Here is a 24,537-nt window from a genome sequence, read left to right as displayed (position 1 = left end):
ACTGAACCGAGAATGGCGGAAGGAGGGGCGACGGTGTTGCCTTCATAAAGAGATGGGGGCAGGGTGCGGCATGGCGCTGGAGGGGTTCGCGTGTCGATCATCATAAGGACCAGACGATTACATCTGCGGAAAGTCGAGAGCGCTGATCTGGCCGCATTGAGCCGGATCTACGCTGACCCGGACTGCATGCAATTCTATCCGAGTACCAAGTCACCTTCACAAACCCTTGCCTGGTTTCAGGAACTGGCTTTCGATAGTTACGACCGGCATGGCTTCGGTCTCTGGGCCGTCGTCGATTCGATCTCGGAAGAGATCATCGGCGATTGTGGAATTACGCTGCAGAGGACCCCTGCGGGCCTTGAGCCGGAAATAGGGTATCATCTCTGGCGCGGTTTCTGGGGAAAGGGTCTGGCGACCGAAGCGGCCATTGCCTGTCGCGACTATGCCTTTCACAACCTTGGTTTGCCCAGGGTGGTCAGCATCACCACGCCTGAAAACATCCCTTCGCAAAGGGTTGCGGAACGGGTGCACGACCGAAAGGAAATTTATCAGAAACGGCTTGGGGAAAGTGAAATTATCGTAGATCGTTATCTGTATATCAGCGAGAAACGGTGATCGGTCCCGCTCCAGGCGGACGATGAAAGATCAGGTGCTGCCGAAGAAATGCGGTCATCTGAACGACAAGAAGCTGGCCACCGCTGCGGACATCGCCGCGAAGATTGCGGCGGCGGCCCGGGCCCGGCGGTCTCTCGTGATCGTCGCACGGACAGACGCGGTGGCCGATGAAGGAATGGAACGGGCGATCGATCGTGCTCGTCTATATGTGAAGGCCGGAGCGGACGCCATCTTCCCTGAGGCCTTGACGACCGAGGCCATGTTCGCCGAGTTCGCAGCCGCTATGGACGGCGTACCTCTTTTGGCCAATATGACGGAATTCGGTCGTTCTCCCGCCATGACGGCCGACGCGCTGCAGGCGCTCGGCTACCGGATGGTTATCTGGCCCGTCTCATCGCTCCGGGGCGCCAGCAAGGCGCAGCAGTAACTTTATGCTGAGCTTGCTCGGCGGGGAGCCGTGACGGATGCCATCCACAGGATGCAGACCCGTGCCAAACTCTACGATCTGATCGACCTTGCAAGTTATGAAGCGGTCGATGCCAGCATCGTAGCAAGCAGCCTTCCCCAAGTGCGATAGGCATGGAAGCGTCAGCTGGATGCCCGATGAGCAGCATCGAAACAGGCAAGCGAGGGAATGAGCCGTGACTGACTGTATGCGAGCCTGGCCGGCTGCGACCAATCTCTTCACAAAGAAGCACGGAATATCCATTTACTTTTATGATTATATAATGCAGTTTCTCCTCGTCATACCCATGGAGGTGGGTTCACGCGATAAGGAGGATCGTCGCAATGCTTCATCTCAGAAAATTTCTCGTGGCTGCAACCATCGCCGCCACTGCCGCGATGTCGGGGGCGAACGCCACGATGGCGCAGGGCCTTGAGCTCACCATCACTGCGCCGGCCGGAGCCGGCGGCGGGTGGGACTCGGCATCCCGCTCGCTCCAGGAAGTCATGATGGCCACGGGGGCGGCAAAGAGCGTGCAGGTCGTCAACGTTCCGGGAGCCGGCGGCACGGTCGGGCTGGCGCAGTTTGTTGGGTCGGCAAAGGGCAGTCCCAATCAACTCCTCGTCGCGGGCATTACCCTTGTCGGCGCCAGCATCTCGAACAAGTCGCCCGTGGATCTTACGCAGGTCACGCCGGTCGCCCGCCTGACAGGTGATCCGCTTGTCATCGTCGTTCCCAAGGACTCCCCGATCCAAACCATGGATGACCTGCTCAAGGCCATCAAGACCGACGTTGCCAAGGCCATCTGGGTCGGCGGCTCCGCCGGGGGCGCGGACCACATCCTTGCTGCGCTGGTCACCAAGGCCGCTGGCGAAGATCCCGCGAAGATCAACTACGTCGCCTACTCCGGTGGTGGTGAATCCCTGGCGGCCATGCTGGGCGGGCAGGCGACGGCAGGCGTTTCCGGTTACGGTGAATGGGAAGGCCAGATCAAGTCCGGCGATCTCCGCGCTCTGGCTATCTCCTATCCCGAGCCTATCGAAGGAATCGAGGCCAAGCCGCTGAAGGCACAGGGTCTTGATATCGAACTCGTCAACTGGCGCGGAGTTTTCGCCGGTCCCGGCGTTGAGGGCGCTGACCTTGAGGCTATCGAGGCTGCCGTAGAGAAGACGGTAAAATCCGAACAGTGGCAGGGCGTTCTCAAGACGCGCGGCTGGACCGACTACTACGCGCCATCCGGTCAATTCAAGACGTTCATCGGCTCGGAGACCGAGCGCGTGCACGGCATTCTGAAGTCCATCGGCCTTGCCGACTGATTTCTCCCAAGACCGGGATGCCCCGTCTGCGGCATCCCGGCGACGAGGAAACAATGACCAGCAAACCAGCTTTTATCCACAACCGCCCCGCGGCGGTCATCGCCATCGTGCTTTTCGCTATCGCCGCCGTGACCTACTGGGACGCGAGCCGAATGGTCGTACGGGCCACATACGGAATGAACGCCACCGCGGCTTCATATTTCGTTGCGATCCTGTTCGCAATTCTGGCGGCCGGCCATTTGATCAGCGCGTTCAAGCCGAACGATGTCGAGAACGAGGAGGTCGACTGGAAGGCCGTCGGTTGGATCGGTCTCGCCCTGTCGGGACTTATCGTGTCCATCTGGGCAGGGGGCGGGTTCATTCTGGGCTCGACGCTGCTTTTCGCCTTCACGGCGCGCGCTTTCGGCCGCAAGGCATTCGTCACCGATATTTGTCTTGGCGCGATCCTCGGCATCATCATCTTCCTTCTTTTCAACAAGCTTCTGACGCTCGCGTTGCCTATGGGCCCGCTTGAGCGGCTGTTCTGAGGTCGCCATGGACACCCTCATCTATCTTTTCCAGGGCTTCGCCATTGCCATCGATCCCGCGAACCTTATCTACGCGGCAATCGGGGTCATCATCGGCACGGCGGTCGGCGTGCTTCCCGGTATCGGCCCGGCGCTGACGGTCGCGCTTCTGCTTCCCGTCACTTTCAAACTCGATCCCGGCGGTTCCATCATCATGTTCGCGGGCATCTATTATGGCGGGATGTACGGTGGTTCGACGACCGCGATCCTTCTGAATACGCCCGGGGAAAGCGCGTCGGTGGTGACCGCGCTCGAAGGCAATCAGATGGCGCGCAGGGGAAGGGGCGGTCCGGCGCTCGCCACGGCCGCAATCGGATCTTTCGTTGCGGCCCTGATCGCAACGGTCGGCCTCGCCTTCCTCGCGCCCGTCCTCGTCAAAGTCGCGGTCAAGTTTGGGCCGTGGGACTATTTCGGCCTCATGTTGATTGCGTTCGTCACTGTTTCGGCGACGTTCGGATCATCGCCGCTCCGTGGTCTGACGAGCTTGGCGTTCGGCCTCTGGCTCGGTCTTATGGGCATAGACCAGCTTACGGGTCAGGCACGTCTGACCTTCGGCGTCCCCGAACTTCTCGACGGGGTTGAGGTGACGACGCTCGCGGTCGGCCTGTTCGCCATAGGAGAAGCCCTGATCGTGGCGTCCCGACATCTCTACAAGCCGGAAAAGCCGATCCCGGTGAAGGGATCGATCTGGATGACGAAGGAGGACTGGAGCCGGTCGTGGAAACCCTGGTTGCGCGGAACCTTCATCGGTTTTCCGATCGGCGCGCTTCCGGCAGGCGGCGCGGAAATCCCGACATTCCTCAGCTACAACATCGAAAGGAAGCTGTCCCGCAAACCCGAGGAATTCGGCGAAGGCGCGATTGAGGGCGTTGCGGGCCCCGAAGCGGCGAACAATGCCTCCGCGGCAGGAACGCTCGTGCCGTTGCTGACGCTCGGCCTGCCTACGTCCGCGACGGCGGCGGTGATGCTTGCGGGATTCCAGCAATATAACATCCAGCCTGGACCGCTCCTTTTCGCTCAGCACGCCGATCTCGTATGGGGCCTCGTCGCGAGCCTGTTCATCGCCAACGTGATGCTGCTGGTGCTTAATTTACCGCTGGTTGGCCTCTGGATCAGACTGCTGAAAATCCCGCTTCCATGGCTTTACGCCGGAATTCTGGTCTTCGCTTCCATGGGAACGATCGCGGCGAATCCATCCGTCGTCGAACTGCTCTTGCTCACCGGATTCGGTGTCGTCGGATTTCTCATGCGGCGTTTCGATTATCCGATCGCCCCTGCTGTCGTTGGCCTTATCCTTGGGCCTCTTGCCGACAGTGCATTGCGTCGCTCGCTTCAGATGAGCCTCGGTGATCCGATTGTCTTCTTACAACATCCGAGTTCGGCCATCATGATCGGGATCGCGGTCGTCGCTCTCGTCGCACCGTTCATTTTCCGCGGGCTGTCACGTTTCCAGCAGGACGAGGATTGAGTGGCGACCATCGACCCATCGCGCTATGGTAACATGGCGCGATGTTCCTTAAAGGGACATCGCGAGCATGCGACGAACAGGACAGGGCGGCGGATGGCTAGGAAAAGCCTGGTACCACAGATCAGCAGCAACATCATCGAATATGTGCAGACGAACCGCATGCAGCAGGGCCAGCACCTGCCATTGCAGATGCTGGCCGACACGTTTCGGGTCTCGCGTGCACCGATCCTGAGCGCTCTCCAGAAACTCGAAGGAGATGGCATCGTCCGGGCCGAGCCAAACAGGGGCTACTTCCTTGCCGTCGACGCTGAGAATATCGCGCTTGAAACCGCCAACGACGATATGGACACGGCGGGCGACGAGGCAATCTACTTCCGCATGGCCGAAGACCGTCTGTCGGGCAAGCTTGAGGAGCGCGTCAGCGAAAACGAGTTGATGCGCTTCTACGACGTCCCCAGAACCCGTCTCCTGAAAGTTCTGCACCGCATCGCTGACGAAGGCTGGATCGAGCGACTGCCGGGGAATGGGTGGGCGTTCCGCCAGGCTCTGACGTCCAGACAGAGTTACGAGGATGGATATGCATTTCGGGCCGTGATCGAGCAGCAGGCGATGCTGTTGCCGACGTTCGAGCCCGACGTCGAGGGCTTGAAGCGCGCCCGCGAGGTCCAGACCGCCTTGCGCGACGGTGGTTTCGAGACCTGGTCGCGTGCCGATATCTTCAAGGCCAACAACGAATTCCATGAGATGCTCGTCGCATGCTCCCGCAACGAGTTCTTCCTCGACTCCATCAAGCGGATCAACAGGCTTCGCCGCCTCATCGAATATCACATCACCATCGACCGCAGCCGCCTGCCGAAGCAGACGGCGGAACATCTCCATATCCTCGATCTCGTTGAGGACGGGCGACGAAACGAGGCTGCGGCGTTTCTATTCACCCACATCATGGGCGCAAGCCGCATCAAGACCCCGAAGGTCTGACGTCCATCAGTCCTGCGCCTTGAAGACGATGCAGACAGGGCTCCCGACCGAGAGCACCTCATCCCTCGCAGACAGGCGACCGGTCATTGCGTCTATGTCGAACGCGGTCACGGTGTCCGAATCCTCGTTTGCCGCGAGAAGGACGCCGTTTGGAAGGATTGTGAAAAATCTCGGTGTCTTTCCGCCGGTCGCCCAATGTCCGGCGAGACGCATGTGGCCGGAGCGGTCCAGCTCGAAGACCGCGATGGTGTCGCTGCCGCGATTGCTGGCATAGACGAACCGTCCGTCGCCCGATACCGCGATTTCGGCAGCGCGGCTGTTTCCGGTGAAGGTGTCGGGAAGGGCCGAGAGTATCTGGAAGGGCGAGAGGCGTCCGTTGTCGGGATCGAAACGGTACGCGGTGACAGTTGAATCGAGCTCGTTGACAACATAGGCGAGGCGGCCGCTGGGGTGGAACGCGATGTGTCTGGGACCCGACGTTTCCCGCGCGGCGCAGGCACTCGCTTCCCGCAGGGTTCCGTTCGCCGCGTCGATCTCGTAGATGAGGACCGTATCGGTACCCTTGTCCGGCACCGCGATCCACCGGCCACTCGGATCGAATTCCACCTGATGAGGCTTGGGCATGGGCTGCTCGACGCGATGCGGGCCGATTCCCCCGTTAATTGCGGCAAGGTGGCATACCTCGCCGAGGGATCCGTTCTCGAGGCGGGGAAGAAGGACGATCGACGACGTAACGTGATTTGCCACGACAAGGTATCGGTTCGTCGGATCGAAGGAGAGATCGACCGGATTGCGTCCCCGCGTCGATTGCGTTCCCAGTTGCCTCAGCTTGCCTGTCGATCGTTCGATCGAGAAGGAAGTCACCCGATCCGAGTCGCCGTGGACGGTGTGCAGGAACTGGCCGGTTCGGTCGAATGTCAGGAAGGACGGGTTTTCCATCTCGAGGAGCTGGAGGTGTTCCCACTGCATGCCATCGCGAAGACGGTACACATTGAGGCCGTTGCCGCGCGCGTTGCGTTGCCGCGTTGTTCGTGCGCCGACATAAACGACCAGATCGCCACAATTTTCCATTTCCCAGGTCTCCTCCTTATCTCCCAGAACCTGATAAGCCTATCTTTCAAAAATCGCAATTGCATTTTATAACTATAATATGTAAATAAAGCTCCTGCCTTGGGAGGCAAGCGACATAAACACCTTTGGGAGGGAGCCATGACGCTCACCGATACGAGCACGCTTGAGAAGACGACCACGCGTAAAGTCTTCTGGAGAATCGTGCCCTACTGTTTCATCCTCTATGTCATTTCCTATCTGGATCGCGCCAATCTCGGATATGCGGCCCTGGAGATGAACAAGGACCTTGCGCTTTCCGCCGAAGCTTTCGGCTTTGCGGGGGGAATCTTCTTCATCGGCTATTTTCTGTTCGAGGTTCCAAGCAACGTCGCCCTCCAGAAATACGGTTCGCGCATCTGGATTTCGCGTATTCTTCTCACCTGGGGTGCAGTTGCGGTCCTGACGGGCTTCGTTCAGGAAGCTTGGCAGCTCTATACACTCCGCTTCCTCCTCGGCGTCGCGGAAGCAGGCTTCTTCCCCGGTATCATCATCTATCTCACCTACTGGTTCCGCGCCAAGGAACAGGCGACGACGGTGGCGTTCTTCACCGCCGCTATCCCGGCTTCCTATCTGCTCGGCGCGCCGCTCAGCACCTGGATCATGGACAACGTGAACTGGTTCGGACATGCGGGCTGGCGCTGGATGCTGGTGCTCGAAGGGTTGCCCGCGATCCTGGCCGGCGTCTTCAACTACTTTTACATGACAGACCGCCCGGAGAAGGCGAAGTGGCTGACCGAGGACGAGCGCAACTGGCTGGTCGGCGAGCTTGCCCAAGACCATAACAAGCGCAAGAACGTCCAGCATCTTGGGCTGTGGGCTGCAATCTCCAACCCGAAAGTGCTTTTCCTGTCAGCGATCTATTTCATCTATCAGGTCGGCAATCTCGGGATCGGCCTCTGGATGCCCCAGATCATCCAGAGCTTCGGTAAGTCGCTGACACATACCCAGATCGGCCTCGTCGCCATGGTTCCCTATGCGATCGCCACCGTCGCCATGGTCCTGTGGTCCAAGAGTTCCGACCGCACGGGCGAACGGCAAAAGCATAGTGCCGTACCGCTCCTGATCGGAGGGCTCGCACTGGCCGCTACAGGCCTGACGCACGATCCCTATGTCGCGATCGGCCTCATCTCGGTGGCTCTCGCCGGCATCTATGCGTTCAAATCGCCGTTCTGGTCATTGCCGAGCCTCTTCCTGTCACGTTCAACGGCGGCGGTATCGATTGCGGCGATCAACTCGATCGGCAACCTCGGCGGTTTCGTCGGACCCTACGCGATGGGTTGGGCCAAGACGGCGACAGGCAGCCCGCTCGGCGGCCTTTTGTTCCTGGCGGTGCTTCTCGTGATTTCATTCTTCATGACATGGTTCATGCGTTTCCCGGCTCCCGACGCCGATGACAGTCCGACCGGACAGTTCCACGCCGGCCGCACGTTCTCCCGCAAAGCCTGAATGGAAAAACAGCATGCGCACCACATTCGACATCAACGGCGTCAGCCACGACATCATCGATCTTCCGGCCGAGGCTGGCGATTGTCTGGTGCGCATGCCTTATATCCATCGCATCCTGCTGGAGAACGTTCTCCGTACGGCAGGGGACGACGCCTTTCGTGCCAAGGATGCTATGCTCGCCTGGCTCGAAACGGGCCAGAGCGATGTCGAAATCCCCTTCCTGCCGAACCGGGTGCTGATGCACGACACGACATGCGGGCCCGCGCTCGTGGATATCGCCGGAATGCGCTCGGCGCTTGCCGAGGCAGGTGGCGATCCGGCCCTGCTCAACCCGGTGGTTCCCGTCGATGTCTCCACCGATCACTCGGTCGCCGTCGATGCTTTCGGGACTTCGGCGGCGCTCGCGCGCAACATGGAGAGGGAGTATGAACGTAATGCCGAGCGCTATAGTTTCATGAAATGGGCGACCAACAGCCTTGCCGACTTCCGGGCGCATCCGCCGGGAACCGGGATCATGCACACGCTCAACCTCGAACGGCTCGCGACGGTCGTGACGTCGGTGCAGCGCGACGGCAGGCTGTGGGCCATGCCGGACACGCTGATCGGGACGGACAGTCATACGCCGATGATCAATGGGATCGGTGTGCTGGCCTGGGGTGTCGGCGGGCTGGAGGCGGAAAGCGTTTTCTTCGGCATGCCTGTCGCCCTTCGCGTTCCCGATGTTGTCGGCGTCCGGCTGACGGGGGCGCTGAGGGAGGGTGTTCTTGCGACCGACCTGGCGCTTGTCGTTACCCATCTGCTCCGCCAGATCGACTTGCAGGACAAGTTCGTGGAGTTCTACGGCCCGGGTGTGTCAAACCTCACGGCGGGCGACCGTGCGGTCGTCGCCAACATGACGCCCGAATTCGGGGCGAATAGCGGCTATTTCCCGATCGACCGCCACTCGATCGATTACCTTCTCGCCACCGGGCGCAGGTCGGTACACGCTGCTTTCGTCGAGACCTACGCGAAACGGGTCGGCATCTGGTTCGATCCGAACGCCAATCCGCGCTACACGTCCACAATCGATCTCGAGCTGTCCAGCGTCGAGCCTAGCCTCGCAGGCCCCCGCCGCCCGCAGGACCGGATTGCGGTCAGCGAAACCCGTAGCGCAATCGCGGGAATGAAAAAGAACGGCGGCGCGCCTTCCGTCGAGGGCAAACCGAACGACGGTTCGGTCGCGATCGCGGCCATCACTAGCTGTACCAATACGTCCGATCCACGTCTGTTGATCGCTGCTGGACTTCTGGCCCGCAAGGCGAAGGCCTATGGGCTCCGTCCTCCGCACTGGGTCAAGACATCCACCGCTCCCGGCTCGCCGACGGCGGAGCGTTATCTCGTGCGGGCAGGGCTTTTGTCCGATCTCGAAGCCATCGGCTTCGGTATCGTGGGTTACGGCTGCACGACATGCATCGGCAATTCCGGCCCGCTGACCGAGCCGGTCGCGGATGCGATGGCCAAGCGTGGCATCCTTCCGGTCGCCGTGCTTTCGGGAAACCGCAACTTTCCCGGGCGCGTCCATCCCCAGCTGGAGGCCGGGTTCCTCGCCTCGCCGCCAATGGTCGTGGCCTTCGCACTCGCCGGGACCGTCGAACTCGATATCATGAAGGATCCGATCGGGGTTTCAAAGGACGGTACGCCGGTGACCCTCTCCATGCTGTGGCCGAGTGCTGCGGAGATCAACGAAGCCCTGGCTGCCGCATCGAAGATCGAGGACTTCGCGCCCGCTTACGATGCCGCCGAAGCGAGCAGGGCGTGGAAGGAGCTTCCGGCTCCAACAACGACGTTGTTTCCCTGGGATGAGACATCCACCTACATCCGCCGTCCGCCATTCGCGAGTTTCGGCAAGGGTACCAAACTCGGAACCTATGAGGCGCATCCGATCCTCGTCGTCGGCGATGACATCACGACCGACCATATTTCACCGGCCGGCGCGATCCCCGCAAAGGGCGATGCCGGGCGCCATCTGATCGAACGCGGGGAAAACCCCCTTGACCTCAACGTCTTCTCGTCGCGCCGTGGCAACTGGGAAGTGATGATCCGTGGCCTGTTCACCAACAAGACGGTGCGCAATCTTCTCGGCCACGACATTCCCGCCGGTTCCACCATTCACGCCGGATCGGGCGATGTCCTGTCGCTCTGGGACGCGGCGCAACGATACCAAACCGAGGGCAGGTCCGTGGTCGTGCTGGCAGGCGAGCGTTATGGAATGGGCTCCTCTCGTGACTGGGCAGCCAAGGGCGTGGCGCTTCTCGGTGTCCGCGCCGTGCTCGCAACCAGCTTTGAGCGCATTCACCGCTGGAACCTGATCGGCATGGGTGTGTTGCCCCTACGGTTACCGCCAGGCGTCAAGCCCGCTGACTTCGGCGTCTCGGCCGACGATGTCGTCGTGATTGACGCCGATCCACAGACCATGGCGCCACGTTGCGATGTGACAGTGACAATAAGGAAGGCGGATGGCACCTCGATGATCCTGGATGCCGTAGCGGCAATCGAAACCAGCGCGGAGGTCGGCATTCTTCGGGCAGGCGGTGTGCTGCCGCTCATCCTCAGGCAAGTGCTGAACAGGCCGGGTCGGAAGGCATCCGGGCAGGAAGTGTAATCGGAGAAGCGAAATGGCAGACATCGACATCGCCGAAGTTCGACGCGCGATCGCCCCCTCGGGAACGTTGCGGACGACGATAAATGTCGGGAATCCGATCCTCGCAAGCCGGAAGGACGTGCCAGGAGGCGTCGCAGGCGTTTCCGTCGATCTTGCCCGGACGCTGGCTGCGCGGCTGGACCTCCCGCTCGAACTTGTCGTTCTGGAGTCAGCGGGTAAGGCAGTCGCCGCCGTTGAGGAAGGCCGTGCCGATATCGGCTTCTTCGCTCGCGATCCCGCGCGCGCGCAACTGATTGCGTTCACCGCCCCCTACGTGCTGATCGAGGGCTGTTATCTTGTCCGAGACGGCTCTCCGCTCTCCGAAATGAAAGACATTGATGTTGCGGGCCGCAGGGTGGTTGTGGGCAAGGGCAGTGCCTACGACCTGTATCTTACACGAGAACTTCGACATGCCGCGATCGAGCGCGCCGCGACGTCCCCCACCGTCGTCCAGCATTTCCTGGAAACGTCAGCCGACGTCGCGGCGGGCGTTCGCCAGCAACTCGAAGAGGACGCGGACCGGTTCGGTGGACTGCGGCTTCTGCCCGGCCGCTTTATGGTGATCGAGCAGGCGATGGGAGTGGCACGGACACATGGTCCGGTGGCGGAGAACTATCTGACCGCGTTTGTGGAAAGCGCCAAAGCCGAAGGTCTAGTTGCCGGTTTCCTGAAAGCCAATAAGGTGGAGGCGGTCTCGGTGGCTCCGCTGACAGTTGATATCATATCTTCCTGATCTCGCATAAATGCGCCTTGCATTTTCGATAGCAAATAAAACAGGAAAATGGCGTCCACGAGAGGATTCGAACCTCCGACCCCAGGATTCATACCACTTCGGCTTTAACCGCCGCCCCGCCGCTGGTCGGGCAAGACGTTCGTGGTCTGGACTGTCCCTTCACCATGGGCCATCAGGCCTTTAGGTGCTGCCCATCCAGTCTCTACACCTTCACCGGATTTCTCCGGAGCTTGGCTCGGGATTGGCATGCTGGAAGACCAGCGAAGCTTTCCCCGACTTTGAGCAGATCGATTGCGTCGTTTCCGGGCGCAACCCCCAATTTGTCTTAGGAATCCTGTGCTCTATCCTGCTGAGCTACGTGGACACTGAATTGCTCTTTAACCCGACGATGCCCGCGGATCAACCGCGTTCTTCATCGCGGTCGATCTCTTTTCCGGCTTTCTTCCCGCGCCCCGGCAATCAGCTCGTCAGGCGCTGCTCGGCCAGCTTCACCCAATAGGAAATACCGTAGGCGATGGCCTCGTCGTTGAAATCATAACCCGGATTGTGAAGCCCGGCCGAATCGCCATTGCCGATGAAGATGAAGCAGCCCGGCCTTTCCTTCAGCATGAAGGAGAAATCCTCTCCCGCCATGGAAGGGTCGACATCGGGGTCGACATTCGGTTCGCCCGCCACATCGCGGGCCACACGGATGGCGTGGTCGGTCTCGGCGGCGTGATTGAAGGTCACCGGGCAATAACGCTCGTAGACGACTTCCGCTTCCGCGCCGTTGGCAAGGGCAATACCTTCCGCCATCTGCTTGATACGATCCTGCGCCAGATCGCGCACCGTTTCATCCAGGCTGCGCACCGTGCCGGCGATCAATGCCTCGTTGGGGATGATGTTGTGGCTGGAACCGGCCTGGAAACGGGTGACGGAGACGACGACGGAACGGATCGGATCGGCATTGCGCGAGGCGATCATCTGCAGGTTGCCGACGATCTGCGCGCCGATGGTGATGGGATCGATGGTGCGGTGCGGCTGCGCCGCGTGGCCGCCGCGGCCCTTGACGGTGATGGAGAACTTGTCCGGTGCCGCCATGATGCCGCCCTTGCGGATGGCGAAGGCGCCGAGCGGAATTCCCGGCATATTGTGCATGCCATAGACCTCATCGATGCCGAAGCGCTCCATCAGCCCGTCCTCGACCATGGCGAGAGCGCCCGCGCCGCCTTCTTCAGCAGGCTGGAAAATGACGGCGATCGAGCCGGCGAAATTGCGGGTCTCGGTGAGATATTTCGCCGCGCCGAGCAGCATGGCGGTATGGCCATCGTGGCCGCAGGCATGCATCGCGCCCGCCGTTTTTGAGGCCCAGGGTTTGCCGGTTTCTTCAACGATGGGAAGGGCATCCATATCCGCGCGAAAACCGATGGTGCGATTGCCGGAAAGATTGCCCCTGATGATGCCGACCACTCCGGTGCGGCCGAGACCGGTCACGATTTCGTCAACGCCGAAAGATTTCAGCTTCTCCGCAACGAAGGCCGCGGTGTTGTCGACGTCATACAAGATCTCGGGATTTTCATGCAGGTGATGCCGCCATTCGCTGACTTCCTGCTGGAGTTCGGCGGCTCTGTTCAAAATCGGCATTCGTTCATTCCTGGGTTCATCGGTGCGGCTTGTGGTAAAATCCTATCCTCCATGGTGGATAGTGCGCCGCATAATTGACGTAATCAATGTACTTTGCCATTGCTAGGACATATATGGTGAATATTGCCATTCCCCGACCGAAGACGGGAATTCGAGGACTAGCCTTGCCAAACACAGTGAAATCGCCAAACGCCGCCAGACGGCTCTCCGCAGCCGTTGCCATCATGACCGCAGGCCTCGTTGCCGTGGCGCCCGTGGCAAATGCCAATCCGAAAATGGTGGTCGATGTCAAAACCGGCAAGGTGATTTCCCATCAGGAAGCCTTCCGTAAGTGGTATCCGGCGTCACTGACCAAGCTGATGACCGCCTATATCGCCTTTTCGCAGATGAAGGCCGGCAAGATCAGCCCGCAGACGGAAGTGGTGATGAGCAAGAAGGCCGCCGACCAGCCGGCCTCGAAAATGTATTTCAAGCCCGGCCAGAAGCTGACCATGGACAGCGCGCTGAAGCTGCTGCTCATCAAGTCCGCCAATGACATCGCCGTGGCGATTGCCGAGACGATCGGCGGCACCAGCGACAATTTCGTGGCGCAGATGAATGCGCAGGCGCAGCGCCTCGGCATGAACTCCACCCGTTATATCAATGCCAATGGCCTGCCCGGCAAGGGACAATATACGACCGCCCGGGATCTGGCGCTGCTGGCGCTGATCATCAAGCGTGAGTTCCCGGAATATGCCCATTATTTCTCGCTGGAGGGCGTCAGCACCGGCAAGAAGAACTATGCCAATTTCAACATGCTGGTCGGCCGCTTCGATGGCGCTGATGGCATGAAGACCGGCTTCATCTGTGCGTCGGGCTTCAACCAGGTGTCGTCAGCCGTGCGCAACGGCCGGTCGGTCATCACCGTGGTGCTGGGTGCGGACAGTCTTGCCGGGCGCACCGATCAGTCTGCCGATCTCTTGCAGATGGGGCTGACCGCACCTTCCGGTCAGGGCGTTTCGCTCGCCGCACTGGCGCCCTATGGCGATACCGGTGAGGTGAATGATGTCAGCGCCGAAATCTGCAACCCGAAGGCCGCCAAGGTGCGCAGCGAAAGCCGCGACGAGGCTGGCCGCATGGTCATCCATTCGCCCTATGTTCAGGAAATGACCCGCCCGCCGGAATATTCCTTCGCCGGCCTCATTCCCGGCAGCGAGACCGTGGCGGTGAACACCGCCAAGGGCGCGGCCGGCAAGGGCGAAGTGGCCAATGTGCCGATCCCGATCCCGCGCCCGACATTCTGATCGTCGGTGACGGCCTCGGGGGCAATGGCGCGGTTGAGATGCGCTTTGTGTATTCGCAGGCCGATGATGTTATGATATTACAGTGTCGCTCGTGGCTTCCAGCCTCGGGCGATTTCTTTTCGCTCTATGCGGCTCCGGTTTCTTGTGTCGTGCAATGACATGCCGGAGCAGCCGTCAACACACAGGCAAATCATGTCTCGCGATCGCATCCCGGTTTCCATCATCACCGGATTTCTCGGCGCCGGAAAATCGACGCTGCTCAACCGGCTTCTAAAAGACCCCGAGATGAGCGATGCGGCGATCATCATCAATGAATTCGGCGATGTCAGCATCGATCACATGCTGGTTGAAAGCGCGGGTGAGGGCATCATCGAACTGGCGGAGGGCTGCCTCTGCTGCACGGTGCGCGGTGAACTGGTGGATACGCTGGCGGAACTGATGGACGGTATCCAGACCGGCAAGCTGAAGCCGGTAAAGCGGGTGGTGATCGAGACCACGGGCCTTGCCGATCCCGCCCCCGTCATGCAGTCGGTCATGGGCAATCCGGTCATTGCACAGAATTTCGTCCTGAACGGCATGATCACGGTGGTGGATGCTGTGAACGGCCTTTCCACGCTCGATAACCACCAGGAGGCGGTGAAACAGGTCGCTGTGGCTGACCGTCTGGTGATGACCAAGCGCGCGCTTGCCGATGCCGCCACGATTGCCGCACTGACAGGCCGTCTTCAGGCACTCAATCCGCGTGCGACCATCGAGGATGGCGACAAAACCGATTGGAGCGCTGCGGGGCTTCTGGACAACGGCCTTTACGATGCCGGCAGCAAGACTGCCGATGTCGGCCGCTGGCTGGGTGAAGAGACGGCTCATGATCACCATGACCACCATCACGACCACGACCACGACCACGACCATGAACATCACCATCATGGCGATCATGATGACCATCACCATCATCACGATGTGAACCGGCACGATGCATCTATCCGGTCCTTTTCGATCATTCACGATCAGCCGGTCAGTCCTATGGCGATCGACATGTTCGTGGATTTGCTGCGCTCGGCACATGGTGAAAAGCTCCTGCGCATGAAGGCCATCGTCAAGCTGTCGGATAATCCGGGCCGGCCGCTCGTGCTGCATGGGGTTCAGGCTATTTTCCACACGCCGGAGCGCCTCGCGGCGTGGCCGGACCCGGTTGATCAGCGCACGCGCATGGTGCTGATTACGAAGGATTTGCCCGAAGCCTTCGTACAGGATCTGTTCGCGGCCTTTACCAGCGCGCCGGGCATCGACCGGCCGGACAGGCAGGCAATGACGGATAATCCGCTGGCGGTTTCCGGGTTGCGGTTTTGAAGTTTGCGCCAGCTTTGGTTGGGGCGTGGGCGGGGTAACCCCCCTCTGTCCTGCCGGACATCTCCCCCTCAAGGGGGGAGATCGACAAGCGGCTTGATCCGAATGCTCTTATCTACGTACACGACCGCTGTGAGCAGATTTGCGAGGGAACGAGCGGTCACTACAACTGCTCTCCCCCCTTGTGGGGGAGATGTCCGGCAGGACAGAGGGGGGGGTAAACCACAGCCGTCAGCGTCGAATGTCGCTTACCCGCCCTTCACAATCCGAAATCGATGCCCCTTATCCACCGCAACCGTTTCCACCAGACTATGCCCATCCTCATTGCACATATGGGTAATATCGATCACCGCCAGCGGATCGGTCGTCTCGACGGTCAGAACATCGCCTGCCTTCAGGGTTGCGAGTTTTTTGCGGCTTCTCAAAACCGGAAGGGGGCATTTAAGCCCCCTCAAATCATAAACGATCTCGGCCGTGTCGCTCATTCCTTGGCCCAGAACTTCCAGAACGGCTTCTTTTCCGGCGCTTCCGGTGCAGGTGCTGCGGAATAGGCAAGCGGGTTCATGGCTGGAACCGGGATGCTCTGGGCGGCAGTTCCGGTCTGACCGGCGGCTGCGGGGGTGGCCGAGGCAACCATCGTCGGTGCCGCGGGCGCCGGGTTCGATTGCGGTGCCGTGGCGGGCTGTACCGCCGAAGGACGCGGGCCGCGCAGGGCCGAGGCGGTTGCGGTCGTGGTTGGAGAGGACGACGTCACCTGCTGCGCCTTTTTCTCCATCAGCGCAGCATATTCCGTTTCCTTCATCAGCTTGCCGGCCTTCAGCGCCGAGCCGGTCGGGGCATAGGCGGGCTCGCGGCCCTTGCGCTTTTCGGCGACCAGCGCCTTGCGCTCCGCCTCGCTCGGGTCGTACCAGGCCATGCCATCATATTTCTTCATCGCCTTTTCATAGGCGAGATCGTAGGTCTTCTCGTAGCTCGAAAGCGCGCTGACGAGCGCCGGCGGCGTGCTCATGGCCGGGCATTGGGCCGACGCGTTGAAGCTGCCGCCTTCCGTCTGCTGGTTGAAGACGTATTTCTTGTCGCAGACATTCACTTCCGGCGGGCGCTTGGTCACTTCGAAATTGTCGTAACCGACCTTCAGCATCTTCCAGAATTCCAGATGCTCGCTCTGGCGATGGCGGGCCATGTTTTCCGCCGTCATGCGGAACGGGAAGGCCTGCAGCTGCACGGTCTTCTGGCCGCCCTTGAAGGCATCGCGGGCGAAACCGTAGATTTCAAGAATCTGCGCATCCGTCATCGAATAACAGCCTGACGATGAGCAGGCGCCATGGATCATCAGATTGGTGCCGTTGCGGCCATTGGCGGCATCGTAGCGGTTCGGAAAGCCGGTATTGATGGCGAGATAATATTTGGAATTCGGATTGAGATGGGCTGGGGTCAGGTTGTAGAAACCTTCCGGCGCCTGCCGGTCGCCTTCCTTCACCTTCGGGCCGAGTTTGCCGGACCACGCGCAAATCTCGTAGCCGGCGATCTTCTCGAAACGGTTGTCGCGCCTGGCTTTCCAGATTTCCAGCGCGCCTTCTTCCTTGAAGATGCGGATCATGATCGGCGAGGTGCGGTCCATGCCGCGCTTGTCGATCTCGGCCAGAATGGCGGGAGACAGCGGGTAATCGACCTTGTTCTTGACGTGGGAAACGTCGCGTTCGACGGTTTCGAGCGTATCGTTGCAGCCGGCAAGAACGAGCGCGGTGCAGGCAAGAAGGGCAAAATGTGTCAAACGCATGATCTGATCCGAAAGACGATGGCACGAAGCGGCGGCAGTTCTATACCGTTCCGTGTGTAATTTAAATACGGTATTAACCGTTTACATCTTCTTAACTCAAATCGGATCCGCCCCCGCGGCCGCCGATACATCTGTTGATGTGACCGGACTATGGCCGAGTTGGGGCGATATTCAAGGAAAATAAGGCTGGTGTCAGATTGATTTGGCTTTTCTTCGAACCGCCAAATCAATCTCACTCTTTCTTTTGACGCATTTTCCGGACGTAAAACCGCTACGCAATTTTACTGGAGATGCTCTAGAGGTTCCGGCCGATATCCAGGAACTTCTGGCGGCGTTCGGCGCGAAGCTGCGTTCCCGAACGCTGCGAAAGATCGGCCAGCGCATGGGCGATGACCTCGCCCGTTGCATGGATGACGGTTGCCGGATCGCGATGCGCGCCGCCGATGGGTTCGGGAATGATGCCGTCGATGACGCCGAGCGATTTCAGATCTTCCGAGGTGATCTTCATATTGGTCGCAGCTTCCTTGGCACGGGTCGAATCGCGCCAGAGAATGGAGGCGGCACCTTCCGGCGAGATCACCGAATAGATCGCATGTTCGAGCATGTAGACGCGGTTGCCGGTGGCGATTGCGATCGCGCCGCCCGAGCCGCCTTCGCCGATGACGACGGAGACGATCGGAACCTTGACGTTGAGGCACATTTCCGTCGAACGGGCGATGGCTTCGGCCTGTCCGCGCTCTTCCGCGCCAACGCCGGGATAAGCGCCAGCCGTATCGATGAGGGTGACGACCGGCAGCGAGAAGCGGTCAGCCAGTTCCAGGACGCGGATCGCCTTGCGGTAACCTTCCGGGCGTGGGCTGCCGAAATTATGCTTCAGGCGGCTCTTGGTGTCGTTGCCCTTTTCCTGGCCGATGATGGCGACGGGCTGACCGTTGAAACGGGCAAGACCGGCCTGAATGGCGGCGTCCTCGGAAAATTTGCGGTCGCCGGCCAGCGGCGTGAAATCGGTGAACAGCGCCTTGGCGTAGTCGACGAAATGCGGACGCTGCGGATGGCGCGCGACCTGCGTTTTCTGCCAGGCATTCAGCTTGGAATAAATGTCCTGCATCGCGTCGTTGACCCGCGATTCCAGACGGTTGATCTCCTCCGAGGTGTCTATGCTCTCGTCTTCATCGGCAAGCTTCTTCAGCTCGATGATCTTGCCCTCAAGGTCCGAGATAGGTTTTTCGAAGTCGAGATAATTGTGCATGAGATCCGTTTCCGATCGTTTTGCGCAAGGTTTGACCGGATTATCCGGCGGTTCCGGTCGCTCTAATCAAGGTTTTTGCCCTGTTTGGCAAGGGGGTGATGTGTTTGTACCAGCTCTTGCAAGCGTTCTTCCAGCACATGTGTATAGATTTGTGTCGTGGAAATGTCGGAATGGCCGAGCAGTTCCTGCACCGCGCGCAAATCCGCGCCGTTCTGCAGGAGGTGGCTGGCGAAGGCGTGGCGCAGCACATGCGGCGATACGGCGGACGGGGTTAGGCCCGCACGAATGGCGATGTCCTTGAGGTCGCGGGCAAAGACCTGGCGGGGCAGGTGACCTTCCTTGCCGTTCGAAGGAAACAGCCATTGGCTCTCCGGTGTCTCCGGTTTTTTCTGCGAAGCGGCCACCTTGCTTTTCTCCGAAGCGAGCGCCTTTCTGGCGGCCTCGTATTTTTCCATCGCCTCGATGGCAGCGCGGGACAGCAGAACCATGCGGTCCTTGTTGCCCTTGCCGCGGATCATCAGGAAGCGGCCCTCCTGACGCAGCACCTTGACCGGCAGCGAGACGAGCTCGCTGACACGCATGCCGGTGGCATAAAGCAGTTCGAGCAGCAGATGCATGCGGATACGGGCAAGCTGGCCGGGGCCTTCGGTTGCCGCTTCCTGCGCCGCAAGCCCAAGAAGCCGGTTCACATCGGCCACACTCATGGTTTTCGGCAGGGCGAGGCCTTTCCTTGGCGCATCGATGATGCCGGTCGGGTCATCGTCGCGCAGCCCTTCCGAATAAAGAAAGCGATAAAACTGCCGCATGGAGGAGAGGCGCCGCGCCTGTGAGGTGGCGGCAAAACCCTGAGCGGAAAGATGGGTCAGATAGGCGGAAAGGTCCGGTGTCTGCGCCTCCGTGAGGGACTGGCCGCGACCGGAGAGAAAGTCGCGGAGATCGGAAAGGTCGCGTTCGTAAGAGGAGAGCGTATTGGCGGCTGCTCCCCGTTCGGCGCTCATCATTTCCAGAAAACTTTCCAGCCGCGCGCCGTCGCGCCCTGCCGTCGGCTGTCCGCTCATGGGGTGCGCCTTGCCGGTTCGGTGGTGGGCGGGTTCAGCCGCTCGGAGGGTATGCGCACCGTCACTTCGCGATCGCGCGGTTTGACGACCATGACGAGCAGCACCATGCCGCCATAGATCAGCCCCGCGATGGTCACCAGTATCATCGTGAAGCGGAAGAGGGTGGGCATGGCGGCTCCGTGAAGGTGGCGGTCGAAACGTATATGCGGTGCGGCGAAAGCGGCGACAAGATCAAAATGCCCGCTCCACCCCGCGCCGCATGCGGCGTTGATTGTGATTCACCACCATTCAGTCAGCAATTTGGCTTGACGCTTCGTAAACATTTGCAGATATCCATGCCAAACGGGCTTTCAAATTTATGAATGAAACGAATTTATCCGTCCCGGCCACACTCGGGGAGCAAGCGCGGGCAAAGCTCGGACGGCGCAACATCGTCTTCGTCGGGCTGATGGGGGCTGGAAAGTCGGCGGTGGGCCGCATGGTCGCCCAGCAGCTCAAGGTTCCTTTCATCGATACGGATGTCGAAATCGAGCGCGTTTCGCGCATGACGATATCGGAGCTTTTCGCCACCTATGGCGAGGAAGAATTCCGGGCGCTGGAAACGCGGGTCATCAAGCGGCTTTTGCGCGGTGGCCCCAAGGTCATTTCCACCGGCGGCGGCGCCTTCATCAACGACAATACCCGCCGGCACATCACGCGCGGCGGCATTTCATTGTGGCTGAAGGCCGATCTCGAGGTGTTATGGGAGAGGGTCAACAAGCGCGACCACCGCCCGCTTCTCAAGACCGAAAACCCCAAGGCCACGCTGGCGGCCCTGATGGAGAAGCGCTACCCGATCTATGCGGAGGCGGATCTCACCATCGAATCCCGTGATGTCCGCAAGGAAATCATCGTGACCGAAGTGCTGGCCGCCATAGCCGGCATCGAAAAGAAAGACTGATCCCCATGACGCCTTCCGAAATCCACGCCGATGAACGTCTCGTCCATGTGCCGCTCGGCGAGCGCGCTTATGACATTTTGATCGGGCCGGGCCTGATCGGCCGGGCGGGCGGCGAGATTTCGGCGCGGCTGAAGGGCCGGCGCGCGGCGATCATCACCGATGAGCATGTTGCACCGCTCTACCTCGAAGGTCTTATGGATGGCCTGCAGACGGATGGCATCGAGGCCGTCTCGCTGACCCTGCCGGCCGGCGAAAAGACAAAGAGCTTCGAGCATCTCGTCACTGTCTGCGATGCGGTTCTGGCAGCAAGGGTGGAGCGTAACGATGCGGTGATCGCGCTCGGCGGCGGCGTGATCGGCGATCTCGCCGGCTTTGCCGCGGGCATCGTGCGCCGCGGCGTGCGCTTCGTGCAGATACCGACCTCGCTGCTGGCGCAGGTCGATTCCTCCGTCGGCGGCAAGACCGGCATCAACAGCCGCCACGGCAAGAACCTCGTCGGCGTTTTCCACCAGCCAGATCTGGTGCTGGCCGATACGGCGGTGCTCGATACGCTGAGCCCGCGGGAATTCCGCGCCGGTTATGCCGAAGTGGTGAAATATGGCCTGATCGACAAGCCGGATTTCTTCTTCTGGCTGGAAAAGAACTGGGATGACATCCGCACCGGTGGCCCGGCCCGCATTCAGGCGATTGCCACGAGCTGCCAAGCGAAAGCCGATGTGGTGGTGGCCGACGAGAAGGAAAACGGCGTGCGCGCGCTTCTCAATCTCGGCCACACCTTCGGCCATGCATTGGAAGCCGCGACCAATTACGACAGCAAGCGGCTGGTGCATGGCGAAGGCGTCGCCATCGGCATGGTGCTGGCGCACCAGTTCTCCGCCCGCCTTAACCTCGCAAGCCTTGATGATGCGGCCCGCGTCGAGGCGCATCTGAAGGCTGTTGGCCTGCCGACGACGATGAAGGACATTCCCGGCGAATTGCCACCGGTCGAGACGCTGATGGCGGCAATCGCGCAGGACAAGAAGGTCAAGGGCGGCAAGCTCACCTTCATCCTCACCCACGGCATCGGCCAGTCCTTCGTGGCCGATGATGTGGCGGCGTCCGAGGTGCAGTCTTTCCTGTCGGAGAAACATCCGCGATAAACTGGTCGACCACCGTTTAATCAGAAGGCGCGGTCTTGCTGGCGAGACGCCCTATCGTTAGCGGAGCAAGGGCTGCGACGTCTGCCCGCGTTTGAAGGCGGATTTTGCCGCCGCTGAAGGTTTCGTAAAGCTTCAGATGCCCGGCAAAGGAGGATGACGTCGTCCGTGTCCAGTATTCTCCTGCCCAAGTGAGAAGCGCCGCCTGATCGCCCTCGGTTTCGCCGTGCTGCACCCCGCGCCGCAACAGGCCATCACGGCATTCTGCCCAAGGCAGGTCGAGCCATATCAGCGCTTTCGCGCGAGGCAGCGCTGCTTCGGCCAGCCAGCCATAGACCCCTTCGATTATCCAGTCGCTGGTGCTGGCATGTTGCGTCACGAGAAGTCTCGCGTCCGCCTCGTCCCGCTTGAGGCCATCCTCCTGCCAGTGAACGTGATCGAGATCGTAGACCTGCAATTTCAGCTCCGAACCGGCTCTTGCTGCGAGGCTGCTTTTGCCCGAGCCGCTATTGCCGATGACGGCGATGCGGACCGAAGGATTGTCTACCGTCGACATTCGAGTGATCCACCGAGTTAAGGTTCTGTCTTGGAGTGCAGAATATTCGCGCTGACTGAATTCTTAACCCGGAAATACGAAAGTAATGCTGCGCGACTAAAACCGCACCACTTCCCCCGGCGCCGCTGCCTCAATCGCCAGCGCATGCAGCCCGGCATCGAGTTCCGGCTTCAAAAGCGCGTTGATCGCCCGGTGACGCTCGACACGAGACTTGCCTGAGAAGCTTTCAGACACTATCTGGACACGCATATGCGTCTCGCCCGTGCCTGTCATATCGGGCTGGTGGCCTGCATGCATCTGGCTTTCATCGACGACCCTCAGGCGTTCCGGTGAAAAGCTTTCCCTAAGCTTGGTTTCTATGCGGTCTCGCAGCGACATGCGAAGGGCTCCAATTCTGTTTTCGGTCTTTGAAGGGGGCTCCCTAAAAGCCTGTAACATTCCGCTTTGTCAATTCTTGTTGTGCGGCTTTTCGCACCCCATAATCAGGGCATCATGAAACTGGATTCGAAATATTTCGATCGCATCCGCACGCGCCGGAAAAGGGAGCGGGAACCTGAGGTTCAGGCCCCAACCTGCCAGTGGGACGGATGCGACAAGCCGGGTATTCACCGGGCACCCGTCGGCCGCAATGCCGAGGGGCAATTCTTCCTGTTCTGTTTTGAGCATGTGAAGGAATACAACAAGGGCTATAATTATTTTTCCGGCCTCTCCGACAGCGAGATCGCCCGTTACCAGAAGGAAGCGATCACCGGCCATCGCCCCACCTGGACAGTGGGCGTCAACAAGACGGCCCGAGATAGCCCGCTTCACTCCACCCTGCGTTCCGGCACTGCCAGCGGCAATGCCCGTATCCGCGATCCTTTCGGCTTTGCGGGCGGGTTTGCGGGTGGCTCGAGGGCAGGCGGCACCCGCATGCAGCAGGACCGCAAGCTGAAGACGCTGGAGGCAAAAGCCTTCGATACGCTCGGTCTTTCTTCCAGCGCAAAGCAGGAAGACATAAAAAGGCGCTATAAGGAGCTTGTCAAAAAGCACCATCCTGATGCTAATGGTGGCGATCGTGGTTCGGAAGAACGTTTTCGGGCTGTTGTTCAAGCATATCAATTGTTAAAGCAGTCAGGTTTCTGCTAAGCCAACTTACGTGTTTACCGCCTGATTGATGATGTGGCCGGGTGGCTGCCGCCCGCCTTGGAGACGTGATGAGCAAAATCGACCTTGATATTTCCAACCTGCCCGACACGACGGTGTCCGTGCGGGAGGTTTTCGGCATTGATACGGATCTGCGGGTTCCCGCCTATTCCCAGGGCGACGCCTATGTGCCTGACCTCGATCCCGACTATCTTTTCGATCGCGATACGACGCTTGCGATCCTCGCCGGTTTTGCTCACAACCGACGTGTCATGGTGTCCGGTTTCCACGGCACGGGCAAATCCACCCATATCGAGCAGGTCGCCGCCCGCCTCAACTGGCCCTGCGTGCGCGTCAACCTCGACAGCCATGTCAGCCGTATCGACCTCGTCGGCAAGGACGCCATCGTCCTCAAAGACGGCAAGCAGGTCACCGAATTCAAGGACGGCATTCTGCCCTGGGCCTACCAGCACAATGTCGCGCTCGTTTTCGACGAATATGATGCCGGCCGCCCGGACGTGATGTTCGTTATCCAGCGCGTGCTGGAATCCTCCGGCCGTCTGACCCTGCTCGACCAGAGCCGCGTCATCCGTCCTCACCCCGCTTTCCGCATCTTTGCGACCGCCAACACGGTCGGCCTCGGCGATACGACGGGCCTTTACCACGGCACGCAGCAGATAAACCAGGCGCAGATGGACCGCTGGTCCATCGTCACCACGCTGAACTATCTGCCGCATGAGCAGGAAGTGAACATCATTGCCGCCAAGGTGAAGAGCTTCGACAATCCGAAGGGTCGCGAAACCGTTTCCAAGATGGTGCGCGTGGCCGATCTCACCCGTTCGGCCTTCATCAATGGCGATCTTTCCACCGTCATGAGCCCGCGTACCGTTATCACCTGGGCGGAAAATGCGGAAATCTTCGGCGATCTCGCCTTTGCCTTCCGTGTGACCTTCCTCAACAAGTGTGACGAACTGGAGCGCACGCTGGTGGCCGAGCAATATCAGCGGGCCTTCGGTGTCGAGCTGAAGGAAAGCGCCGCGAACATCGTTCTCAGCGCCTGATCGTCCCCGGTCTGTCCGGAGA

Annotated in this window: 23 protein-coding genes and 1 pseudogene; 15 read left to right on the top strand and 9 right to left on the bottom strand. The window is 60.2% G+C overall.

All coding sequences use genetic code 11. From position 1 onward, the window contains the following. The first annotated feature begins 90 nt into the window (after positions 1–90). The 6 genes and pseudogenes from AC5YUO_RS18005 (at position 91) to AC5YUO_RS17980 (ending at position 5,388) form a co-directional block, all read left to right on the top strand. Positions 91–615, top strand: coding sequence for a GNAT family N-acetyltransferase (locus AC5YUO_RS18005; protein WP_400813852.1), 525 nt, complete (start codon positions 91–93; stop codon positions 613–615). A 22-nt stretch (positions 616–637) separates the two neighbouring features. Beyond that, positions 638–1,192: pseudogene (locus AC5YUO_RS18000) on the top strand (isocitrate lyase/phosphoenolpyruvate mutase family protein); the annotation flags it as partial. A gap of 212 nt (positions 1,193–1,404) precedes the next feature. After that, complete coding sequence (locus AC5YUO_RS17995; RefSeq protein ID WP_496156214.1) at positions 1,405–2,376, top strand: Bug family tripartite tricarboxylate transporter substrate binding protein; 972 nt, start codon at positions 1,405–1,407, stop codon at positions 2,374–2,376. Between the two features lie 53 nt (positions 2,377–2,429). Further along, positions 2,430–2,903 (top strand): tripartite tricarboxylate transporter TctB family protein, encoded by a 474-nt coding sequence (locus AC5YUO_RS17990; RefSeq protein ID WP_496156213.1) that lies wholly within the window; start codon positions 2,430–2,432, stop codon positions 2,901–2,903. Positions 2,904–2,910: 7 nt separating this feature from the next. After that, entirely contained in the window at positions 2,911–4,410 is a 1,500-nt protein-coding gene (locus AC5YUO_RS17985; protein ID WP_496156212.1) for a tripartite tricarboxylate transporter permease, read from the top strand. A 93-nt stretch (positions 4,411–4,503) separates the two neighbouring features. Beyond that, on the top strand, positions 4,504–5,388 hold the full coding sequence (locus tag AC5YUO_RS17980) for a GntR family transcriptional regulator (protein WP_496156211.1): 885 nt from the start codon (positions 4,504–4,506) through the stop codon (positions 5,386–5,388). Positions 5,389–5,394: 6 nt separating this feature from the next. Here AC5YUO_RS17980 and AC5YUO_RS17975 read toward each other — a convergent pair whose 3' ends face one another. Continuing rightward, complete coding sequence (locus tag AC5YUO_RS17975) at positions 5,395–6,459, bottom strand: lactonase family protein (RefSeq protein WP_496156210.1); 1,065 nt, start codon at positions 6,457–6,459, stop codon at positions 5,395–5,397. Positions 6,460–6,597: 138 nt separating this feature from the next. On the opposite strand from AC5YUO_RS17975, the gene AC5YUO_RS17970 reads away from it, so the two are divergent. The 3 genes from AC5YUO_RS17970 to AC5YUO_RS17960 are packed head-to-tail and all read left to right on the top strand — an operon-like array spanning position 6,598 to position 11,357. Then, complete coding sequence (locus AC5YUO_RS17970) at positions 6,598–7,944, top strand: MFS transporter (protein ID WP_496156209.1); 1,347 nt, start codon at positions 6,598–6,600, stop codon at positions 7,942–7,944. A gap of 13 nt (positions 7,945–7,957) precedes the next feature. Next, positions 7,958–10,585, top strand: coding sequence for an aconitate hydratase AcnA (gene acnA, locus AC5YUO_RS17965; protein ID WP_496156208.1), 2,628 nt, complete (start codon positions 7,958–7,960; stop codon positions 10,583–10,585). 13 nt (positions 10,586–10,598) lie between these two features. Further along, positions 10,599–11,357 carry a transporter substrate-binding domain-containing protein gene (locus tag AC5YUO_RS17960; RefSeq protein ID WP_496156207.1) on the top strand — a complete coding sequence of 253 codons (759 nt, stop codon included), beginning with the start codon at positions 10,599–10,601 and terminating at the stop codon, positions 11,355–11,357. A 459-nt stretch (positions 11,358–11,816) separates the two neighbouring features. Here the strand turns inward: AC5YUO_RS17960 and AC5YUO_RS17955 are convergent, their stop codons facing one another. After that, complete coding sequence (locus AC5YUO_RS17955; protein ID WP_496156206.1) at positions 11,817–12,980, bottom strand: M20 aminoacylase family protein; 1,164 nt, start codon at positions 12,978–12,980, stop codon at positions 11,817–11,819. A gap of 224 nt (positions 12,981–13,204) precedes the next feature. Between AC5YUO_RS17955 and AC5YUO_RS17950 the strand changes: the two genes are divergently transcribed. Beyond that, complete coding sequence (locus AC5YUO_RS17950) at positions 13,205–14,263, top strand: D-alanyl-D-alanine carboxypeptidase family protein (RefSeq protein ID WP_496156515.1); 1,059 nt, start codon at positions 13,205–13,207, stop codon at positions 14,261–14,263. A gap of 192 nt (positions 14,264–14,455) precedes the next feature. Then, the gene (locus AC5YUO_RS17945) at positions 14,456–15,613 is read left to right on the top strand and encodes a CobW family GTP-binding protein (RefSeq protein ID WP_496156205.1); all 1,158 of its coding nucleotides are present in this window, start codon (positions 14,456–14,458) and stop codon (positions 15,611–15,613) included. A 245-nt stretch (positions 15,614–15,858) separates the two neighbouring features. On the opposite strand, the gene AC5YUO_RS17940 is transcribed toward AC5YUO_RS17945, so the two are convergent. From AC5YUO_RS17940 to AC5YUO_RS17920, 5 genes are all read right to left on the bottom strand, one after another. Further along, positions 15,859–16,095, bottom strand: a complete 237-nt coding sequence (locus AC5YUO_RS17940) for a sulfurtransferase TusA family protein (protein ID WP_400813881.1) — start codon at positions 16,093–16,095, stop codon at positions 15,859–15,861. Then, positions 16,092–17,390 (bottom strand): L,D-transpeptidase family protein, encoded by a 1,299-nt coding sequence (locus AC5YUO_RS17935; protein WP_496156204.1) that lies wholly within the window; start codon positions 17,388–17,390, stop codon positions 16,092–16,094. Before AC5YUO_RS17935 ends, AC5YUO_RS17940 begins: the two co-directional genes overlap by 4 nt. Positions 17,391–17,685: 295 nt before the next feature. Further along, entirely contained in the window at positions 17,686–18,639 is a 954-nt protein-coding gene (locus AC5YUO_RS17930; protein WP_496156203.1) for an acetyl-CoA carboxylase carboxyltransferase subunit alpha, read from the bottom strand. Between the two features lie 62 nt (positions 18,640–18,701). After that, positions 18,702–19,697 carry a site-specific tyrosine recombinase XerD gene (gene xerD / locus AC5YUO_RS17925; RefSeq protein WP_496156202.1) on the bottom strand — a complete coding sequence of 332 codons (996 nt, stop codon included), beginning with the start codon at positions 19,695–19,697 and terminating at the stop codon, positions 18,702–18,704. Further along, on the bottom strand, positions 19,694–19,867 hold the full coding sequence (locus AC5YUO_RS17920) for a histidine kinase (RefSeq protein ID WP_496156201.1): 174 nt from the start codon (positions 19,865–19,867) through the stop codon (positions 19,694–19,696). Before AC5YUO_RS17920 ends, xerD begins: the two co-directional genes overlap by 4 nt. Before the next feature lie 188 nt (positions 19,868–20,055). Between AC5YUO_RS17920 and AC5YUO_RS17915 the strand changes: the two genes are divergently transcribed. Together AC5YUO_RS17915 and aroB are read left to right on the top strand one after the other, a co-directional pair. Beyond that, positions 20,056–20,637 carry a shikimate kinase gene (locus AC5YUO_RS17915; protein ID WP_400813894.1) on the top strand — a complete coding sequence of 194 codons (582 nt, stop codon included), beginning with the start codon at positions 20,056–20,058 and terminating at the stop codon, positions 20,635–20,637. 5 nt (positions 20,638–20,642) lie between these two features. Beyond that, positions 20,643–21,776: a 3-dehydroquinate synthase gene (gene aroB, locus AC5YUO_RS17910; RefSeq protein ID WP_496156200.1), complete on the top strand. Its 1,134-nt coding sequence runs from the start codon at positions 20,643–20,645 to the stop codon at positions 21,774–21,776. A gap of 16 nt (positions 21,777–21,792) precedes the next feature. Here aroB and AC5YUO_RS17905 read toward each other — a convergent pair whose 3' ends face one another. Together AC5YUO_RS17905 and AC5YUO_RS17900 are read right to left on the bottom strand one after the other, a co-directional pair. Beyond that, positions 21,793–22,329, bottom strand: a complete 537-nt coding sequence (locus AC5YUO_RS17905) for a P-loop NTPase family protein (protein ID WP_496156199.1) — start codon at positions 22,327–22,329, stop codon at positions 21,793–21,795. A 96-nt stretch (positions 22,330–22,425) separates the two neighbouring features. Further along, a complete protein-coding gene (locus AC5YUO_RS17900; RefSeq protein WP_400813898.1) occupies positions 22,426–22,707 on the bottom strand; it encodes a BolA family protein in 282 nt (93 codons plus the stop codon). 114 nt (positions 22,708–22,821) lie between these two features. On the opposite strand from AC5YUO_RS17900, the gene AC5YUO_RS17895 reads away from it, so the two are divergent. After that, positions 22,822–23,457: a J domain-containing protein gene (locus AC5YUO_RS17895; RefSeq protein ID WP_269346727.1), complete on the top strand. Its 636-nt coding sequence runs from the start codon at positions 22,822–22,824 to the stop codon at positions 23,455–23,457. Positions 23,458–23,525: 68 nt separating this feature from the next. Further along, positions 23,526–24,515 (top strand): cobaltochelatase subunit CobS, encoded by a 990-nt coding sequence (gene cobS / locus AC5YUO_RS17890; RefSeq protein ID WP_003523293.1) that lies wholly within the window; start codon positions 23,526–23,528, stop codon positions 24,513–24,515. The last annotated feature ends 22 nt before the right edge of the window (positions 24,516–24,537 follow it).

It is taken from the genome of Agrobacterium sp. LEGMi-208b (assembly GCF_059511785.1).
This window is presented reverse-complemented; position numbering and strand designations above follow the sequence as displayed.

Bases quoted from the DNA above. Each gene is read 5' to 3' on its own strand.
- cobS (WP_003523293.1), top strand. From the start codon at position 23,526: ATGAGCAAAATCGACCTTGATATTTCCAACCTGCCCGACACGACGGTG.
- AC5YUO_RS17940 (WP_400813881.1), bottom strand. From the start codon at position 16,095: ATGAGCGACACGGCCGAGATCGTTTATGATTTGAGGGGGCTTAAATGC.
- AC5YUO_RS17945 (WP_496156205.1), top strand. From the start codon at position 14,456: ATGTCTCGCGATCGCATCCCGGTTTCCATCATCACCGGATTTCTCGGC.
- AC5YUO_RS17900 (WP_400813898.1), bottom strand. From the start codon at position 22,707: ATGTCGCTGCGAGACCGCATAGAAACCAAGCTTAGGGAAAGCTTTTCA.
- AC5YUO_RS17975 (WP_496156210.1), bottom strand. From the start codon at position 6,459: ATGGAAAATTGTGGCGATCTGGTCGTTTATGTCGGCGCACGAACAACG.
- AC5YUO_RS17980 (WP_496156211.1), top strand. From the start codon at position 4,504: ATGGCTAGGAAAAGCCTGGTACCACAGATCAGCAGCAACATCATCGAA.
- AC5YUO_RS17995 (WP_496156214.1), top strand. From the start codon at position 1,405: ATGCTTCATCTCAGAAAATTTCTCGTGGCTGCAACCATCGCCGCCACT.
- AC5YUO_RS17920 (WP_496156201.1), bottom strand. From the start codon at position 19,867: ATGCCCACCCTCTTCCGCTTCACGATGATACTGGTGACCATCGCGGGG.
- AC5YUO_RS17990 (WP_496156213.1), top strand. From the start codon at position 2,430: ATGACCAGCAAACCAGCTTTTATCCACAACCGCCCCGCGGCGGTCATC.
- aroB (WP_496156200.1), top strand. From the start codon at position 20,643: ATGACGCCTTCCGAAATCCACGCCGATGAACGTCTCGTCCATGTGCCG.
- acnA (WP_496156208.1), top strand. From the start codon at position 7,958: ATGCGCACCACATTCGACATCAACGGCGTCAGCCACGACATCATCGAT.
- AC5YUO_RS17970 (WP_496156209.1), top strand. From the start codon at position 6,598: ATGACGCTCACCGATACGAGCACGCTTGAGAAGACGACCACGCGTAAA.
- AC5YUO_RS17985 (WP_496156212.1), top strand. From the start codon at position 2,911: ATGGACACCCTCATCTATCTTTTCCAGGGCTTCGCCATTGCCATCGAT.
- xerD (WP_496156202.1), bottom strand. From the start codon at position 19,697: ATGAGCGGACAGCCGACGGCAGGGCGCGACGGCGCGCGGCTGGAAAGT.
- AC5YUO_RS17905 (WP_496156199.1), bottom strand. From the start codon at position 22,329: ATGTCGACGGTAGACAATCCTTCGGTCCGCATCGCCGTCATCGGCAAT.
- AC5YUO_RS17950 (WP_496156515.1), top strand. From the start codon at position 13,205: ATGACCGCAGGCCTCGTTGCCGTGGCGCCCGTGGCAAATGCCAATCCG.
- AC5YUO_RS17895 (WP_269346727.1), top strand. From the start codon at position 22,822: ATGAAACTGGATTCGAAATATTTCGATCGCATCCGCACGCGCCGGAAA.
- AC5YUO_RS17960 (WP_496156207.1), top strand. From the start codon at position 10,599: ATGGCAGACATCGACATCGCCGAAGTTCGACGCGCGATCGCCCCCTCG.
- AC5YUO_RS17915 (WP_400813894.1), top strand. From the start codon at position 20,056: ATGAATGAAACGAATTTATCCGTCCCGGCCACACTCGGGGAGCAAGCG.
- AC5YUO_RS17955 (WP_496156206.1), bottom strand. From the start codon at position 12,980: ATGCCGATTTTGAACAGAGCCGCCGAACTCCAGCAGGAAGTCAGCGAA.
- AC5YUO_RS17930 (WP_496156203.1), bottom strand. From the start codon at position 18,639: ATGCACAATTATCTCGACTTCGAAAAACCTATCTCGGACCTTGAGGGC.
- AC5YUO_RS17935 (WP_496156204.1), bottom strand. From the start codon at position 17,390: ATGCGTTTGACACATTTTGCCCTTCTTGCCTGCACCGCGCTCGTTCTT.